General features: G+C 39.9%; 17 protein-coding genes. 9 read left to right on the forward strand and 8 right to left on the reverse strand.

The window, feature by feature from the left end:
• Positions 1-230: 230 nt before the first annotated feature.
• Positions 231-875 (reverse strand): hypothetical protein, encoded by a 645-nt coding sequence (locus ABJK37_RS16585; protein ID WP_348356316.1) that lies wholly within the window; start codon positions 873-875, stop codon positions 231-233.
• 97 nt (positions 876-972) lie between these two features.
• Positions 973-2,565, reverse strand: coding sequence for a glutamate--cysteine ligase (gene gshA, locus ABJK37_RS16590; RefSeq protein ID WP_348356318.1), 1,593 nt, complete (start codon positions 2,563-2,565; stop codon positions 973-975).
• A 194-nt stretch (positions 2,566-2,759) separates the two neighbouring features.
• Here gshA and ABJK37_RS16595 point away from each other — a divergent pair, with 194 nt between their 5' ends.
• Genes ABJK37_RS16595 through ABJK37_RS16605 form a run of 3 tightly spaced genes read left to right on the forward strand, consistent with a single transcriptional unit; the run spans position 2,760 to position 4,956 of the window.
• Positions 2,760-3,338: an Hpt domain-containing protein gene (locus ABJK37_RS16595; protein WP_348356320.1), complete on the forward strand. Its 579-nt coding sequence runs from the start codon at positions 2,760-2,762 to the stop codon at positions 3,336-3,338.
• Positions 3,339-3,347: 9 nt separating this feature from the next.
• Positions 3,348-4,058 (forward strand): TIGR01621 family pseudouridine synthase, encoded by a 711-nt coding sequence (locus ABJK37_RS16600; protein WP_348356321.1) that lies wholly within the window; start codon positions 3,348-3,350, stop codon positions 4,056-4,058.
• A complete protein-coding gene (locus tag ABJK37_RS16605; RefSeq protein WP_348356323.1) occupies positions 4,048-4,956 on the forward strand; it encodes a 2-dehydropantoate 2-reductase in 909 nt (302 codons plus the stop codon). The genes ABJK37_RS16600 and ABJK37_RS16605 overlap by 11 nt, the downstream gene beginning before the upstream one ends.
• A 95-nt stretch (positions 4,957-5,051) precedes the next feature.
• Here the strand turns inward: ABJK37_RS16605 and lysS are convergent, their stop codons facing one another.
• The 3 genes from lysS to ABJK37_RS16620 all read right to left on the reverse strand — a co-directional run bounded on the left by lysS (position 5,052) and on the right by ABJK37_RS16620 (position 8,835).
• Entirely contained in the window at positions 5,052-6,596 is a 1,545-nt protein-coding gene (gene lysS, locus ABJK37_RS16610) for a lysine--tRNA ligase (RefSeq protein WP_348356325.1), read from the reverse strand.
• 34 nt (positions 6,597-6,630) lie between these two features.
• Positions 6,631-7,729 (reverse strand): peptide chain release factor 2 gene (gene prfB, locus ABJK37_RS16615; RefSeq protein WP_348356327.1). Its coding sequence is split into 2 segments (ribosomal slippage): positions 6,631-7,653 and positions 7,655-7,729, totalling 1,098 coding nucleotides; the frame shifts between segments, so codons are not numbered across the junction.
• 275 nt (positions 7,730-8,004) lie between these two features.
• On the reverse strand, positions 8,005-8,835 hold the full coding sequence (locus tag ABJK37_RS16620; RefSeq protein ID WP_348356329.1) for a mechanosensitive ion channel family protein: 831 nt from the start codon (positions 8,833-8,835) through the stop codon (positions 8,005-8,007).
• 243 nt (positions 8,836-9,078) lie between these two features.
• On the opposite strand from ABJK37_RS16620, the gene ABJK37_RS16625 reads away from it, so the two are divergent.
• On the forward strand, positions 9,079-10,116 hold the full coding sequence (locus ABJK37_RS16625) for a succinylglutamate desuccinylase/aspartoacylase family protein (RefSeq protein ID WP_348356331.1): 1,038 nt from the start codon (positions 9,079-9,081) through the stop codon (positions 10,114-10,116).
• A 12-nt stretch (positions 10,117-10,128) separates the two neighbouring features.
• On the forward strand, positions 10,129-10,569 hold the full coding sequence (locus ABJK37_RS16630; RefSeq protein ID WP_348356333.1) for a RimK/LysX family protein: 441 nt from the start codon (positions 10,129-10,131) through the stop codon (positions 10,567-10,569).
• Between the two features lie 48 nt (positions 10,570-10,617).
• Here the strand turns inward: ABJK37_RS16630 and ABJK37_RS16635 are convergent, their stop codons facing one another.
• The 3 genes from ABJK37_RS16635 to prfC all read right to left on the reverse strand — a co-directional run bounded on the left by ABJK37_RS16635 (position 10,618) and on the right by prfC (position 14,617).
• Positions 10,618-11,190 carry an NAD(P)H-dependent oxidoreductase gene (locus ABJK37_RS16635; RefSeq protein ID WP_348356335.1) on the reverse strand — a complete coding sequence of 191 codons (573 nt, stop codon included), beginning with the start codon at positions 11,188-11,190 and terminating at the stop codon, positions 10,618-10,620.
• 85 nt (positions 11,191-11,275) lie between these two features.
• Positions 11,276-13,012 (reverse strand): arginine--tRNA ligase, encoded by a 1,737-nt coding sequence (argS, locus tag ABJK37_RS16640; RefSeq protein ID WP_348356337.1) that lies wholly within the window; start codon positions 13,010-13,012, stop codon positions 11,276-11,278.
• Positions 13,013-13,039: 27 nt separating this feature from the next.
• Positions 13,040-14,617 (reverse strand): peptide chain release factor 3, encoded by a 1,578-nt coding sequence (gene prfC, locus ABJK37_RS16645; RefSeq protein WP_348356339.1) that lies wholly within the window; start codon positions 14,615-14,617, stop codon positions 13,040-13,042.
• Between the two features lie 348 nt (positions 14,618-14,965).
• On the opposite strand from prfC, the gene ABJK37_RS16650 reads away from it, so the two are divergent.
• The 4 genes from ABJK37_RS16650 (at position 14,966) to ABJK37_RS16665 (ending at position 16,922) form a co-directional block, all read left to right on the forward strand.
• Complete coding sequence (locus ABJK37_RS16650; RefSeq protein WP_215929163.1) at positions 14,966-15,232, forward strand: helix-turn-helix transcriptional regulator; 267 nt, start codon at positions 14,966-14,968, stop codon at positions 15,230-15,232.
• Positions 15,233-15,252: 20 nt separating this feature from the next.
• Entirely contained in the window at positions 15,253-15,963 is a 711-nt protein-coding gene (locus tag ABJK37_RS16655) for a hypothetical protein (protein WP_348356341.1), read from the forward strand.
• 73 nt (positions 15,964-16,036) lie between these two features.
• Positions 16,037-16,402, forward strand: coding sequence for a hypothetical protein (locus tag ABJK37_RS16660; RefSeq protein ID WP_348356343.1), 366 nt, complete (start codon positions 16,037-16,039; stop codon positions 16,400-16,402).
• Positions 16,403-16,667: 265 nt separating this feature from the next.
• On the forward strand, positions 16,668-16,922 hold the full coding sequence (locus ABJK37_RS16665; RefSeq protein WP_215929160.1) for a helix-turn-helix transcriptional regulator: 255 nt from the start codon (positions 16,668-16,670) through the stop codon (positions 16,920-16,922).
• The last annotated feature ends 19 nt before the right edge of the window (positions 16,923-16,941 follow it).

A 16,941-nucleotide genomic window follows, 5' to 3' on the forward strand; every position in this document is an offset into this window, starting at 1 on the left:
TAACCTGAACTCGGGATAAGCCATACCGTCCAGCACCGCTATTATTGCGCCTATCTTCGTTGAACTTGCTCTCAATAGCTGGCAATTGCTTCACAAGCTCGCCTTGATAAACACAATAATATCAGCACTGGATGCATTAAATTGGCGGCTAGATAAATAGTAAGACTATAACCTATTGTTTTTATTAGATTGACTTCATAAGACGCGGCACGTCTTAACCTGAGCTCAGGTTAACTAAATAATCTCCAAAACCATCCTTTAGATAACTCTTCTTCACAAGTTTTTAATTGGGTGGCATACCGCAAAGCACGTGCGTTGACAGTTTTCGCTACGTCTTTCAGCCACGCTTTATTATGATGACTACCACGGCTATATCCGCCCCAGCCCTCATGATAATTAAGATACTGTAATTCGGCATTCCACTTAGAGATCCCGTTTACTGTATTGGTTTTGCTAATAAACCATCCCATAAAATCCATGGCGTCACTAAAATCTGAGCGTTCAGCCCAAGAGTTATTAGTTTCTCGCTTATAATCATCCCAAGTTGGTGTCTTTGCTTGTGAATATCCGTAAGCACTGCTCACATGCCCCCAAGGTATTAACCCAAAAAAGAAATAATCCTTAGGTGGACGAGCTTTCGCCTTAAACGAACTCTCTTGATACATCATCGCCATAGGTACGTGAATTGGTACTCCCCATTTATCCCTCATATCGGTCGCAGTCTCGAACCAGTCTCGTTTTTCAGTAAAAATATCACAAATATTACTAATGTTTTTGGGAGGAGTGGTAGTGCAAGCCCCTAAAAATAAGGTGCAAAGCAAGGTTGTAAAAACAACTACAAAAATATGATGTTTCTTTGTGAACTTTTTATTCATATCCTACTCTTAATTAACGTGTTCTAGTTATTATGTGTTTTCCCTGGTAGTAGCTTTGAAGCCTGATATTTATCAGGCTTTTTTTTTGGCTGTTAGGTCAATAAACATCTTCCACCGAAAAATAACTACTTAGAAAGTCATCGAACGAAACTGTATCTTGCTGTTCAATAATATGTTGCTTCTCAAGTGACAATCTGGCGTGCTCACTTAAAACCTCAGCATCCATAAATTGATAGTCAGATTCTAGCAGTTGATTTTTATAGTCTTCTGCCAGAGCTAACCCTAAGGTTCCATTGTCACATTCTTGACTGATTAATTGTTGTAAGATTTTAGCGGAAGGAGTCAAACTGGGATCGAGTATTTTTTGTCTCTCGAGCTGCAATGCAGTTGTAAACTTATTGGTATTATTTGCTTCATCTAATACCAAAGCCACTTTCTGCATATCAGTAAACAACTGTAGAGCCCAAGTCGATAAGCCTACAGATTTCCCCTCATTAGAGAGCATAATTTGAGGATCTCGACCATGATCTACTACTGCACGTAAATTCAACTCTGTTTCGTGGTATTGCCGTGCATCCATCATTTCACTAGGATGAGTAACACAATACAACAAGAAAATATCAAGAAAGTAGAATTGATTTTCTTCGATACCAATAGCACTAAATGGATTAACGTCTAGTGCTCGCACCTCGATGTAGCTTACCCCCCTTTTATGCAGCGCCACCGAGGGTTTCTCTAATGGCAAAGTGGGTTGCTTGGGTCTAATAGGAGAATACAATTCGTTCTCAATTTGTAACACATTGGCATTTAATTGCTGGTATTCACCATCCTTTTTGCCCGCAAATTTCTGGTAAACCGAAGAAGGTTGATTAATTGCAGCTCTTAAAGAAGCAATATACGAATCAACTTGGTTATAACAAATATTTAATCCAGACTGCGCACTATTGGTATATCCCAAATCACTCATTCTAAGTGAGGTCGCATACGGCAGATAAAAGGTACCCTTGCCCAATCTTTTGAAAGGTAGTTTAGTTTCCTTGCCTTTGATAAATGAACCACAAATAGCGGGAGATGCGCCATACAAAAATGGGATCAACCAGCAAAAACGACGGTAATTTCTAATCAATCCAAAGTACCCAGCAGAAATAGCGTCTTTATCTGCTTTCTCCCCCGTAGTTTTTTCTAGCCAATTTTGCCAAAATTCATCAGGAAGCGAAAAATTGAAATGCACTCCAGAAATAGCCTGCATCATACTCCCATAGCGGTTTTTTAAACCAACTCGATAGAGCGTTTTCATTTTTCCTACATTGGAAGAACCAAAGTTAGCGATAGGGATCGCGTCTTGATTCTCAATAAAACAAGGCATACTCATAGGCCATAATCGTTCATCGCCTATATTTGCAACCGTAAATTTATGCACGTCAGTTAACTGTGCGATAGTTTTTTGCACGGACACTTCTGGCGGTGTGATAAATTCCAACAAAGACTCAGAAAAATCGGTAGTAATGAAGTCGTGGGTCAGCGCCGATCCTAATGCCTTTTGATGAGGGCTCTGTGCCAAACCGCCATCAGGGTTTATGCGCAAAGTCTCACGCTCTACACCGTGACGTATTGCAGTTAAAGTTTGTGCCACTGCTTGGTCTTGTAATACATTTAAACGTTCTATAAAAGATGTCTGTTTTACTTGCAAAATACCATCCAACTAAAAAAGAAAAACTGCTTATGGGTTGTAGTCTACCTGCTGTTTATAAATAAAGTAACTAGGGACTGTTTATCTTCCAAATATAGTGTGCATTTGGAAGGTTATTCGACCCGTGATTTCGGTAAAATATTTCGGGTATCTAATTTAGCCATTTATTTGCTAGAATAAATGTCGATTATTAAATGCCTAACTACATTGAAGGAAATCCTATTTTGACAGGCTCTGATATAGATATTTTTGATACCCAGTTTGCCATCAATCAATTCAGCGGTAATCAATCGCTACTGGTAAAGATTTTAGACAAATTTATCAATCAATATCAACATTTTGATACGCAACTAAAGGATTCGTTACAGCAACAAAACTATAGTGCTGCCAAACAAGAAGTGCATACGGTAAAAGGTGTCAGTGGCAATATTGGATTGAAAGCTTTGCACAACGCTTGCAAAGAATTTGAAAACGATTTAGTCAATGAATCAACCGAACAATCCCTTGATAAATTTTTGAAGGTGCTTGAGCAAACACTAACTCGAGTAAAAAATTATTCAGCTGAAAATAATGGAGAAGTCACTCCAGATATTGAACCAGCGCAAGATGATAAAGCGCAACTCATCGCAGCTTTAAAACGCAATGAGTTTATTTCTGATAGTAAAATGCAAAACTTCGGTCCATCTTTGAATTTATCAGCTGAAAAACTAACTGAACTTAAATTAGCAATTGATAATTTAGACTACGTTAGTGCATTACAACTGCTAGAGTAACGGCAAGTTTTGTCAGCTTTGATTGAAATCTTGTTCGACCATCCAGATTTTGTAATAGTCGATAAGCCTCATGCTATTTCAGTACAAAATGAAACGCAACAATCAGGAATTTTACCCATACTTTGCCAACAGCTTAATGTTGAAAAATTATGGCTGGTGCATCGATTAGACAAGATCACTTCAGGTATATTGGTCCTCGCAAAACACCCACAGGCCGCCGCCATATTTGGTGATTTATTTGAGCAGAAACACATTGAAAAATACTATCTAGCCGTCTCGGCTAAAAAACCTAAGAAAAAACAAGGCACCGTAACGGGCGGCATGAAAAAAGTCCGAGATGGAAAATGGATGTTACATAATAGTCAAACCTCAGTCGCGGTAAGCCAGTTTTTTAGCTTCGCCGCTTCCCCTGGTTTAAGATTATTTTTGATTAAACCGCTTACCGGCAAAACCCATCAAATTCGGGTGGCCTTAAAAAGTATTGGCAGTCCAATATTGGGGGATAGTTTGTACAAAGGCGAAAGTTCTGAACGCACTTACCTGCACGCTTATTGCATTCGTTTTACCTATCAACAACAACCTATTTGTGTGTTATGCCCACCTACTAGTGGCAAAGTATTTTTGCAGGGCGAGACACAACAGCAAATTGCAAAGTTGGCATCACCTTGGGCATTAAGTTGGCCCGTTAGCAAATATTATCAACCCGATCATGCAGAATAACTCGCAAGTTACGTGCCCGAAACTAGCCATCGTAGGCAGCGGTGCAATAGGAGGGTTAATCGGCTTTAAATGCCGGCAACTTGGCTACGATTATCAACATTTAGTAAAATCACAGCAATCCCCCATACATTTGACAGACATATCGGGCGAATCCCATAGTTTGACTCCTAAAATATCACTCATCAGCAAACCACAGCCATTTGATTTACTAATATTGCCTGTCAAAGCCTATCAAGTATTGGCAGTGCTCAAGCAATTGCATTCATATATACATCCACAGCATTTAATAGTACTGCTTCACAATGGTATGGGCACCATAGAACAAGTAAAAGAAATGCTACCTAACAACCCATTGATTGCCGCGACCACTAGTTACGGAGCATTTAAGCCCGATACAAATACTCTAATAGAAACGGGATTAGGACAAACTCATTTGGGCTGGATAAATGACGTTGATGAAACGGTAAGACACGCTATTGAGCCGATACTTTCTGCCCTTCTTCCACCCAGTCATTGGCATCAAGATATCAGTTTGGCGTTATGGAAAAAACTAGCAGTTAATGCGGTGATTAACCCACTCACTGCAATCTACAACATTAAAAATGGCGAACTTACAAATGCTAAATATCAAGAAACCATTCACAAAATTTGCGATGAAGTTTCCAGCGTAATGGGTGCCACCGGTTATTCGGTTAGTAAGGCTGAACTAGTTACAAACGTGCGACAGGTAATCAGCGCTACAGCTAATAATTATTCCTCAATGCATCAAGATATTAAACACAATCGTCCTAGTGAAATAGACTTTATTAATGGTTACGTCACCGCCAAAGCCACAACATTACAGATCGAAGTGCCCTATAATCAGCGAATGCTTGAGCAAATAAAATTGCTCGAATAACGGGTACCGTTAATTATTAAGTCGACTGATTTAAATAGCTATTCCTAAAAACTAAAAAGGACGCCGTAGCGTCCTTTTTAGAAAGGTTCTTCAACTTATTCAGCCGGTACTTCTGGCTTCATATGCGGGAATAAAATGACATCTTTAATAGTTGGGCTGTCTGTAAACAACATTACCAAACGGTCGATACCAATGCCTTCACCAGCGGTTGGAGGTAAGCCGTATTCCAAAGCTCGAATATAATCTTCGTCAAAGTGCATAGCTTCATCGTCACCCGCATCTTTTTCTTCAACTTGTTTACGGAAACGCTCTGCTTGGTCTTCTGAATCATTTAACTCCGAGAAACCATTTGCGAGCTCGCGTCCGCCCACAAAAAATTCAAAACGGTCAGTGACAAAACTATTGTCATCGTTTCTGCGGGCCAATGGTGAGACTTCCCAAGGATAGGCAGTAATAAAGGTTGGTTGATCAAGTTTCTCTTCAGCCGTCGCTTCAAAAATTTCACACAGATATTTTCCTGCACCCCAAATCCCGTCTACTTCAGGCTCTTTGATGTGTAACTGTTTAGCCATAGCTTTTAACTCTGGCAAATGGTTTTCAGGATCATTAATTGCTTCGACATTGGCTTGCGGCCAGTATTTAATCACCGCTTCATTCATAGTTAAACGCGCAAAAGGTTTCCCAAAGTCGTAGTTCACTTCGCTAACCACATTGCCCTCAGCGTCTTTAGTGGTATTTTTAACTATGTTAGTACCCAACACATCTTGTGCTAATTTTCGTAACATTTCTTCAGTTAGGTTCATTAGATCATGATAATCAGCGTACGACTGATAAAACTCTAACATGGTAAATTCCGGATTATGTCGGGTCGACAATCCTTCATTTCTGAAATTGCGGTTTATTTCAAAAACACGCTCAATTCCCCCTACCACTAAACGTTTTAAGTACAGTTCTGGGGCTATACGCAAGTACATGTCAATGTCGAGTGCATTATGGTGAGTAGTAAATGGCTTAGCTGTTGCACCGCCAGGTATTACCTGCAACATCGGCGTTTCCACTTCCATAAAATTACGTTCGGTTAAAAAGTTTCGAATACCACTAACGATTTTACTGCGAATAACAAAAGTATTTCGGGTTTGCTCGTTAGTGATCAAATCCACATAACGTTGACGATATTTGGTTTCTTGATCGGCCAAACCATGGAACTTTTCTGGCAGCGGACGTAATGACTTAGTCAATAGTTGATACTCAGACATGTTCACGTACAAATCACCTTTTCCTGATTTGTGTAACTCGCCTTTTACTCCAATAATGTCGCCAATATCTAAACTACCGTAGCGTTCTTTGATATCTTTTTGGGTATCTTTAGAAGCATAGGACTGAATCCGACCTGTCATATCTTGCAATGACAAAAACGGACCACGCTTAGCTAAAATACGCCCAGCAATACTGACTACTTTTCCTAGCTCTTCTAATGCCGGTTTTTCATAGTCACCAAAAGCTTGCTGCAATTCATCACTGTAAAATTCACGACGAAAGGTATTCGGAAAACCATTGGATTCGCAGTTTTCTCTTATTTGAGAAAGTTTAGCGCGGCGCTCTGCAATCAACTTATTTTCATCTTGTGTTTGTTCGGTCATCAACTTTCCTGATATTTCTTTGCTGAGTAAGGTATTACAGACCAGATTTTAAGCTGGCTTGAATAAATTTGTCTAAATCGCCGTCTAGTACGGCTTGTGTATTGTGGCTTTCCACCCCAGTACGTAAATCTTTTATGCGTGAATCATCTAATACATAAGAGCGAATTTGGCTTCCCCAACCTATGTCGGACTTGCCGTCTTCCATAATTTGTTTTTCTTCATTCTGTTTGAGCATTTCATGTTCATACAGCTTGGCCTTTAACTGTTTCATAGCCTGTGCTTTGTTTTTATGCTGCGAACGGTCATTTTGACACTGCACCACTATATTAGTGGGTTCATGAGTAATCCGCACAGCTGAGTCAGTACGGTTTACGTGTTGTCCACCAGCCCCTGATGCGCGATAAGTATCGATGCGCAATTCAGAGGGATCAATTTCAATCTCAATATCGTCATCCACTTCTGGATAAGCAAAAACCGAGGCGAAAGAGGTATGCCTGCGACTACCAGAATCAAATGGCGATTTTCTGACTAATCGGTGTACGCCAGTTTCAGTACGGATCCAACCAAAGGCATACTCACCGCTAAACTTAATCGTAGCACTTTTGATACCAGCTACATCACCGTCAGAAACTTCAATTAATTCTGTTTTAAATCCATGGGCTTCGCCCCAACGTAAATACATGCGTAGCAACATATTGGCCCAATCTTGAGCTTCTGTACCACCCGATCCAGACTGAATATCTATATACCCATAATTGGAGTCATTGGGGCCTGAGAACATGCGCCTAAACTCAAGCACTTCGAGTTTTTTCATCAATTCGGCTAATTCAGATTGAGCTTCATCAAAGGTATCTTGATCTTCAGCTTCAACAGCTAATTCAACCAAACCTTCGACGTCTTCACTGCCCTGCTCTAATAAATCGATAGTTTCAACGACCAATTCAAGGGCGACTTTTTCTTTACCTAAAGCTTGTGCACGCTCAGGTTGATTCCAAACATCCGGACTTTCTAATTCGCGATTCACTTCTTCAAGACGTTCTTTCTTTTGATCATAGTCAAAGATACCCCCGAAGCGATTCAGCACGTTGTTTTATATCCGCTAAAGCGTTATGTACTGGGTTGATTTCAAACATAATTAACAGGATTGCACTCGAAATTAAAGGACGCGGATTTTAACGGATTTTATCCACAATTGACAGTATATGACTCGTAACTCCCCTATAAATTAATGGCATACATCATAGCGAGGTCCTTATCAGCGTTATATTGTCAAACGCAACTGAAGAAAAACTATCAGAACAAGTTTATATGCAGAGCTAGGAGAAAGACCAAAGCCATAACAAAAGCAAACACAGTTTTTACTATGTTGTACTTGGTTTAAATTCGCTTTTCCTTAACCAAATCTAGATTATGGATTAATTTGCTTTTCTTTTTCTGCGTACCAAAAATCCATGAAATCTTTTATTATCGCTTGTTGGATTTCTATTGCTCGCTCTGTTGGGCAAAAGATAGTGATTTCCACTACGTTATCGCCTAGCTCTGATGTAGACACTGTAATATGTGGTTCAGGACCTGCGATTTTTACATCTAAGCGCCTTTCCAACATTTGATTGTAGCGAACAGCTACATCATTAAAATCAGCGCAATAGGCTTTGGCATTAGTGATCACCTTCTGAATAATGCCGTAAGGATTGACACTTTGATCGCGGACAATTTGAAAATGATGGGTCGCGTAACGTTTTAGAAAGTTTAAGTTTTTAATTGGGCTTATCATCAACTTATTATTGGGAATAAATAGAGTTTTACCTGTGTACTCATAGGTTTTTATGTCTACTTCCAACAAGGTACTTTTGATCCAATCGGTGGCAGATACTTCTCCTACAAACTTTTCAACTTCAATCCAATCACCTATGCGAAACGGCCGAGTCGACACTAAATAGAAAAAGCCAATAATGCATTGAATAAATTCTCGCGTCGCCAATACAATGGCAACAGAAAAAGCGGCGATCGAAAATGCAAACTTTTGCATCTCCGCAGCCCAAAGGCTAAATAAACTCACTAGTAGTACAAAATTAAGAAAATTCTTAACGTTGTTAACTAAGTCTCGTCGGTCTTCACCTTTGCTCTTAGCTTGTTTACGCACCAATTTTACTAATACGTATTTTACTAGAAGTGCCATAAACGTAATGGTAAAAGTTAGGATAAGCTTATTCTCAAAAATACTCTTTATAGATTCCATAAAACTCTTTGGATTGTAAATGCGCTAAAAACGCAAAGTATACACAACTATCAAGTCCAGCTAAATTTGATTTATACACCAAGTAAAATAACGCTTTACGTAAAGCTAAGGCTCCACGTAATATGCGAAACTTAGTGATTTACGGGGTGTAACTGTAATTAATCTTTTAAACGTCAATAACCGGCGTTGTTTTCCCTTCTACTAAAAAATGCCACATCGAATAAAAACAAAGGACATAGGCAAATGAAAGAGCTTGAAATTGGTGGAATAGTAGTAAAACGCGGTGAAACCAAACGCATTGAATTGCCTATGCCTCCTTTGTATACAGATACCAGAATGTCAATGCCAGTACATGTGCAACGCGGCAAACGAGAAGGCCCAATAATGTTTGTTAGTGGTGCGGTTCACGGCGATGAATTAAATGGTATCGAAATCGTCAATAGATTACTCAAAAGTAAAGCATTAACATCGATTCGCGGCACCTTAATTGCAGTGCCGATTGTGAATGGTTATGGCGTGTTAAATCAAAGCCGTTACCTTCCTGATAGACGAGATCTAAACCGCAGCTTCCCTGGGAGTTCTAAGGGCTCAATTGCAGGTAGACTGGCACATTTATTTCTGCATGAAATAGTGTCGAAATGTGATGTGGGGATCGATTTACACACCGGTGCCATTCACCGTAGTAATTTACCGCAAATCCGCGCCGACTTAGACGATCCGCAAACACTCACTATGGCAGAATCATTTGGGTTACCGGTATTGCTTAATGCTGATATTAGGCCAGGCACACTTAGACAAGCCGCTGGAGATGCTGGAGTAAAGGTTCTACTTTATGAAGCAGGAGAAGCGCTCAGATATGATGAATTTTCTATTCGAGCTGGAGTAAAAGGCATTATTAATGTCATGCGAGAAATCGGCATGTTAAATAGACGCCAACGCAAAGGCCATAAAATATCTCAGTTTGTAGCACGTCAAAGTGGTTGGGTACGGGCAACTGAAAGTGGTTTTGTTAGCCATGTTGCTCAACTCGGTGACCATGTCAATAAAGGAGGAATATTAGCCATTATTGCGGACCCATATGGAACTGAGTTATGTAAAATATTGTGTCCCGAAGAAGGGGTGGTGATAGGCAAGCAAAATATCCCATTGACCCAAGAAGGTGAAGCCATGTATCACATTGCGTATTTCAGAAAGCCTGATTCAGTGGCCGAACATTTAGGGTTACTACAAGATAACTTGCAAGATGAATTGGGCATTGATATCCCAACTATTATTGAATAAAGAGTAACCTTAATGACTGAAAAACACTTAGTTGGCGCACTGGAGTTATGTGACCTTCCACAACTTAAATTACTGGGCTTAGAAGCCAGAGTTGACACTGGCGCTACTACGTCTTCACTCCATGTAGACAATATTGTTAAATTCAAAAAAAACGAAGAAAGATGGGTACGATTTGATATTCACCCTGACGCCCACGATGTCAACAAATTGATGCAAAGAGAAGCGAAAATAAAAAGTGTACGTAAAGTTAAAAGCTCTAACGCTACCAAACAAAGGCGCTACGTTATAGAAACCGAAATTTTTATAGCCGACATGCAGTGGAGTATCGAGCTTACACTAACAGATCGTTCTGAAATGAAATACCTGATGTTACTTGGCAGAGAAGCCATGTCTGGACGCCTAATTGTTGATCCAGAACATGAATTTCTACTGACCGAAGCCAGTATTAATTAACTGTTACTATAACTTTTTTGACTGAGTTAGGGAGCTCCCTAACTAAACCTAGTTTTTTAACTTAGTTAGGGTTTCTACTAACTCTTTACCTAGAGACTTAAGCGCCGCTTCAGTTTTTTCATCGGTGATATTTCCCGTACTGTCAAATTTGGAAAATGCGCCACCTACCGCTTTTTGATTAGGTAAAACCATAGTTCCCAAATTTTCAAGTAGCATACGTAATACTACTAAAACCCGCATTCCTCCTAGTCCACCGGGTGACGCCGCCATAATAGCTGCAACCTTACCTCGATACGCTGCCATAGGGGCTTCGTCAGCGGTTTTTCTTGAGGCCCAGTCAATCGCATTTTTAAACAAACTACTGTAGGAGCTATTGTATTCTGGAGAGGATATCAAAAAGCCATCATGACTAATGAGTAACTCTTTGAAGTTTTGCGCCTCAACCGGCATACCTTTTTCTACTTCTAAATCTTCATTAAAAATAGGCAGATCAAAGTCTTCTAAATTAACAATAGTTACCTCAGCACCGGCTTCTTGCGCGCCTTTAGCGGCAATAGCGACGACTTTTTTATTGACTGAATCTTTTCTACCACTACCAGCAAAAGCCAGAATTTTAACCATGTTGTTTGTCTCAAATTAGATAAATATATCAGAACCAATGGTGGGGTCAGTGTAAGTAACTCGCCCACTCCTATTAATCAGCTCATTACATTTTTTTCATCGTTTCAATACCTAACAAATCCAATCCAGACTGCAAAGTTTTGGCTGTCAATAGAGCTAACATTAAACGACTATTTCTGGTTTTTTCTTCAATGCCCTCTTTTAATATTGGGCAAGCTTCATAGAAACTCATAAACAAACTGGCTAACTCATAGATGTAGCTACACAATACATGGGGTGTTGCTTCGCTTGCAACTTGCTCAATGGCTTCAATATATTGCATTAACTTCACAGCTAGCAGTTGTTCTTGCGCCGCATCTAGTTGGATATCTTGTTGCAAATTCTCTATATCTAAATCGGCTTTTCTAAAAATACTTTGAATACGAGCGTAGGCATATTGTAAATAAGGCGCGGTATTACCTTCGAAACTGAGCATGCTGTCCCAATTAAAGATGTAGTCAGTCGTGCGGTTCTTACTTAAGTCAGCGTATTTGACTGCTCCGATACCGACTTTGTCAGCGACAACCTTACGCTCTTCGGCGGTTAAATCGGATTCACGTTTGTTGATCAGTTCTTCAGCGCGCTCTATCGCTTCATCTAATAGTTCAGCCAACTTAACCGTACCACCGGTTCGAGTTTTAAAAGGTTTTCCATCGCTACCTAACATCATACCAAACGGGCAATGCTCATAGCTTTGATTATCATTGATAAATCCAGCTTTTCGGGCAACCAGTTCTGTTTGTTTAAAATGTAAAGCCTGACGAACGTCAGTAAAAATTAGTGTGCGGTCCGCACCAAAAACACCATTTCGATAACGAATAGCCGCTAGATCTGTAGTGGCATACAAATATCCGCCACCCGACTTTTGTACAATATAAGCAGCTGGATTACCTTCTTTGTCGGCCATTTCTTGCAAAAATGCCACTTGCGCACCTTGACTTTCGACCACTATGCCAGAGGACTTAAGCGCTGCGACTGTTGCCGCTAAATCTTTATTGTAGGCACTTTCGCCCATTATATCGCTACGTTTGAGACTCACGTTGAGTTTGTCGTAAACCTGCTCACTATGCGCAATTGATATGGAGACAAAAGTTTTCCACAATGATAAACATTCAGGATCACCACTTTGCAATTTAACTACATTTTCACGGGCGCGATCAGCAAAACCGTCTTCATTATCAAAACGAACTTTAGCCGCTCTGTAAAAATCTTCTAAATCAGACAGCGCAGTTTCAGCCACACCATCAGCGGCTAACTTATCATTTAGGTGGGTTATTAACATGCCAAACTGCGTACCCCAATCTCCCATGTGATTTTGACGTATCACGTTATGTCCCAAAAACTCTAACGTTTTGGTCACGGCATCACCAATAATGGTGCTACGCAAATGTCCAACGTGCATTTCTTTGGCTAGGTTAGGTGCTGAGTAGTCAACGACTATCGTTTGTTGCTGTTCGGTTTCGATACCAAGACGTTTATCAGCGTTTGCCGCTTGTAACTGTTGTGCTAACCATTGAGGTTTCAAATAAATATTGATAAAACCAGGACCTGCAACTTCGAGCTTTTCCGCTTCGAGGTTTAGGTCGACGACCTCGACAATTTTTTGGGCAATATCTCGAGGTTTTTGATTCAACACTTTTGACAATGCCATGGCACCATTAAATTGGTAATGCCCAAAACCTGCTCGAGTACTGCGACTCAGTGGCGCTGGGGAGTCTTCTGGTGCCCCAATTGCAATCAGCGCAGCTTTAAATCTTGCTAATAAAAATGTTTGTATATTCATGTTTAATAATTGTCTAACCTACCTAGGTTAGTGCTCTCTAGTATTATGGAATTCGATTTCAGGGTAACGCTCTTGTGCCAAAGATAAATTCACCCGAGTTGGCGCTATATAAGCTAAATTATCGCCACCATCTAAGGCCAAGTTAGCTTCAGCTTTACGCCTAAAATCATCTAATTTAGCTGGAGTTTCGGCTGTTACCCATTGTGCTGTGTATACATTAATATGTTCGTACATAGCATCAACGTTATATTCACCTTTTAATCTGGCGACTACTACATCAAACTGCAGCACACCAACCGCCCCTACAATTAAGTCATTATTTTGCAATGGCCTAAAGACTTGCACCGCCCCTTCTTCAGAAAGCTGTATCAAACCTTTTTGCAATTGTTTTTGTTTAAGAGGGTCTTTCAAACGGATACGTTTGAATAACTCAGGGGCAAAGTTCGGAATACCGGCAAATCGAAACTTTTCACCTGCGGTAAAAGTATCGCCAATTTGAATTGATCCATGATTGTGTAAACCAATGATATCCCCGGCGTAAGCTTCTTCTAATAAAGCTCTGTCGCCGGCCAAAAAGGTTAAGGCGTCAGAAATTCGCACATCTTTACCAATGCGGCTGTGATGCATCTTCATGCCTTTTTCGTACTTACCTGACACTATCCGGCAAAATGCTATGCGATCGCGGTGTTTCGGGTCCATGTTGGCTTGAATTTTGAACACAAAACCACTGAATTTTTGCTCACTCGATTCAACCTTACGATCACTAGTTTCGCGGCCTTGCGGCAATGGTGCCCATTCAATCAAGCCATCTAACATATGATCAACCCCAAAGTTGCCCATAGCCGTACCAAAAAAGACTGGAGTCAACTCTCCCCTTAAAAACTCTTCATGATTAAATTCGTGAGATGCACCTTGCACAAGTTCAAGCATATCGCGCAGCTCTTCAGCATAAGAACCGATTGCTTCATCTAGTTCAGGGTTGTCTAACCCTTTAACAATGCGTACATCTTGAATAGTATGACCCATGCCTGTTTGATACAGAATCGTTTCGTCGCGAAGTAAGTGATATACACCTTTAAACTCTTTACCCATGCCGATTGGCCACGTTATAGGCGCACATTTTATATTGAGTACGGTTTCTACTTCATCTAATAAATCAATAGGATCTCGTGTATCCCTATCGAGCTTATTCATAAAAGTAATAATGGGCGTATCACGCAAACGAGTCACATCCATTAATTTAATAGTCCGAGCTTCTACACCTTTAGCCGCATCGATAACCATCAAACACGAATCAACTGCAGTTAATGTACGATAAGTATCTTCCGAGAAATCTTCATGGCCCGGAGTATCCAATAAATTAACTAGGTGGTCGCGATAAGGAAATTGCATCACTGAAGTAGTGACCGATATACCCCGCTCTTTTTCCATTTCCATCCAATCAGATTTGGCATGTTGCCCTGATTTTTTACCTTTAACAGTCCCTGCTTTTTGTAAAGCGTTTCCGAATAACAATACTTTTTCGGTAATGGTGGTTTTACCCGCATCTGGGTGAGAGATAATCGCAAAAGTGCGGCGTTTATCAACTTCTTGTTGGAAAGACATGCAATACTCTTAAGTGGTGTAATTACTAAATAATTTGGCCGCGCATTGTATATGACTCAGATAAAAAAGTCGCTTATCAGAGTGCATTTTGTGTTTTAGAGAGTGCTTTGATCTGATATCGCGCTTTTAACTATAAAAAAAGTAGATTTTGGTACTATTTGTTATTAGCCTTACTATTTACTAAAACCCTCGTTTAATTTATATTTGTCCAAGGTAAATTTTTTGCCGTTTTTTAATCCATGTTTTAATTAGAGTTAACTAAATTAGGTGTTTTATTAGGTTGCTGGGCAAATAGTAGCCGAATAAAATAATTAAAATTCACCGTATACCATCAGGAAACGACTTAACATGTCTCGTAGAAAAATGTTTAGTGGTGCTCAACTTAGGTCTTTACGTAAAGAAGCGGGCTACACGCAAGAAGAGCTTGCTCACCGAGTGGGCATTAGCCGTGAAACTGTCTCTGCTATTGAGAATGACAAACCTGAAACCATGGACAACATTGGCGTTGCAGTGGTGAATAAGTGGTGGTCTATTTGTCGGCAAACAGCTTCAGAACAAACTCGCGAATCTTTCTTCTCTACAGTTATGGACTATTTTGGCTTTAACTTAAGCTAATCTTGTTTTAGTCTAGGCGCATGATTTTACGCGCCTATCTCCCTAGATTAATGACTGCTCTTTTTGGAGTGTTGTTTGTCGCAGCAAGTATATTTACCTTCGGAAATGCTTTGGTTTTCGACAGGCTATTTCTAGGTGTCATTCTATTTACCGCAATTTTATGTAGGCAAGACGTAAACGTCTTAAGTGTCATTGCAATAATATTTTTACAACACATAATTGAAGAGTTTGCTTGGCTATATTTACCCAGTAGTTACATTATCAAAGGGCTCATTTACCTATCTGGTTTTTGGCTAGTTTATTATTTTTGGTATGACTGGACATCCAAAATTTTGCTGTTGTGTATTATTCTCGGTGTTTCAACAGAAGTATATTGGTTTGTCGTTGCCTACGATCCCCCGCAAACGTTTTGGTATGTTTGTATCATTATTATTTGTATATCGGTCAGGCATTTGGTTTTTCTTAGAGTTAATATGGTTGAGAACTATATCTCACCAAAAGCTAAATCGATAAACTTAGATTGGGTACTTTATAAAATTAACGCACTGATTATCATCGCTCAAGCAACGGTTTTGTTAGAATATTATCTAAGACACATTTTGGGGTTTCAAAATGCTTTGTTTGCCTACCAAACGCTACCTTATGTCATACATGCTCTCTCCACTTTGCTGATTTGGGCGACATTCAACGAAAGTTACAAACAACTTTTTCCAAACTTAATTAAAGCATAAAGCTCTACTTTCCATTTTAAAACCTTCATAATTGTTTTTAGGCAATTTTGTCTAAATCAACAGGAGTTTTAAAATGAAAAATCTATATTTAAATATGTTTCTATTGATTATCGGATTAGTCATATCAAACGATTCTATTTCAGCGATTGGTGCTAAAACCAAGCCACCAGCGCACACCGCCGAATACATTGCAGCCATAGGCGCCAAAACCAAGCCACCAGCACAGACCGCCGAATACATTGCAGCCATAGGCGCTAAAACCAAACCACCAGCGAACAACGTTGAAGTGATTGCGGCAATTGGCGCTAAAACCAAACCTCCGGTCAATAACGTTGAATTGATTGCGGCAATTGGTGCTAAAACCAAACCTCCGGTCACGAATGTTGATTTGATTGCGGCAATTGGTGCTAAAACGAAACCACCTGTCAGCAACGCATAAAAATTGCGTGGCTGACTTTGCACCCCCAGATGCTGCTAACTAAAGATTCTTTCGCCTCTGCGGGGGCGAAACTATTTTTATAGAACTAACACTTAATAACTATACGAATCATAAACTTACCCAACAAAGAGAAATTATTTCACCCCGTGGAGTCAAATCCACATTTTTATTTGTACTCTTACCATGAACATGAAAGCAGAGAACAACAATAAAAATTAGCTATTTCTCTGCTGTAGTATCAATAATCATAAGAGGAACCAAAAAAATGTATATTAACGGTGCAGATCTAAGAAAAATGCGTCTAGATGCAGGGTTAACTACTGTCAAAATGGCAAAGTTAGCTAATGTAAAAACACGCAAGACTTACGAAAATTGGGAAAAAAATATCGGTGCTCCGAGCATGAACCAATTTATCGCTATGTGTGTTGGCTGTAACTACAACTCTTCTAAGTTTGTGAAGTTAGCGGTTGACCGTCAAGACTCGACAGAAAACCTAAATGTAACGGCAGCCCGTCGTTAGAATTAGTTGGGGGGACCTC

This window comes from Paraglaciecola sp., from assembly GCF_039964565.1.
GTDB lineage: Bacteria > Pseudomonadota > Gammaproteobacteria > Enterobacterales > Alteromonadaceae > Paraglaciecola.

Bases quoted from the DNA above. Each gene is read 5' to 3' on its own strand.
- ABJK37_RS16635 (WP_348356335.1), bottom strand. From the start codon at position 11,190: ATGGTTAAAATTCTGGCTTTTGCTGGTAGTGGTAGAAAAGATTCAGTC.
- ABJK37_RS16655 (WP_348356341.1), top strand. From the start codon at position 15,253: ATGATTTTACGCGCCTATCTCCCTAGATTAATGACTGCTCTTTTTGGA.
- ABJK37_RS16585 (WP_348356316.1), bottom strand. From the start codon at position 875: ATGAATAAAAAGTTCACAAAGAAACATCATATTTTTGTAGTTGTTTTT.
- ABJK37_RS16660 (WP_348356343.1), top strand. From the start codon at position 16,037: ATGAAAAATCTATATTTAAATATGTTTCTATTGATTATCGGATTAGTC.
- prfC (WP_348356339.1), bottom strand. From the start codon at position 14,617: ATGTCTTTCCAACAAGAAGTTGATAAACGCCGCACTTTTGCGATTATC.
- ABJK37_RS16625 (WP_348356331.1), top strand. From the start codon at position 9,079: ATGAAAGAGCTTGAAATTGGTGGAATAGTAGTAAAACGCGGTGAAACC.
- ABJK37_RS16620 (WP_348356329.1), bottom strand. From the start codon at position 8,835: ATGGAATCTATAAAGAGTATTTTTGAGAATAAGCTTATCCTAACTTTT.
- lysS (WP_348356325.1), bottom strand. From the start codon at position 6,596: ATGACCGAACAAACACAAGATGAAAATAAGTTGATTGCAGAGCGCCGC.
- ABJK37_RS16605 (WP_348356323.1), top strand. From the start codon at position 4,048: ATGCAGAATAACTCGCAAGTTACGTGCCCGAAACTAGCCATCGTAGGC.
- ABJK37_RS16665 (WP_215929160.1), top strand. From the start codon at position 16,668: ATGTATATTAACGGTGCAGATCTAAGAAAAATGCGTCTAGATGCAGGG.
- ABJK37_RS16630 (WP_348356333.1), top strand. From the start codon at position 10,129: ATGACTGAAAAACACTTAGTTGGCGCACTGGAGTTATGTGACCTTCCA.
- ABJK37_RS16595 (WP_348356320.1), top strand. From the start codon at position 2,760: ATGCCTAACTACATTGAAGGAAATCCTATTTTGACAGGCTCTGATATA.
- ABJK37_RS16650 (WP_215929163.1), top strand. From the start codon at position 14,966: ATGTCTCGTAGAAAAATGTTTAGTGGTGCTCAACTTAGGTCTTTACGT.
- argS (WP_348356337.1), bottom strand. From the start codon at position 13,012: ATGAATATACAAACATTTTTATTAGCAAGATTTAAAGCTGCGCTGATT.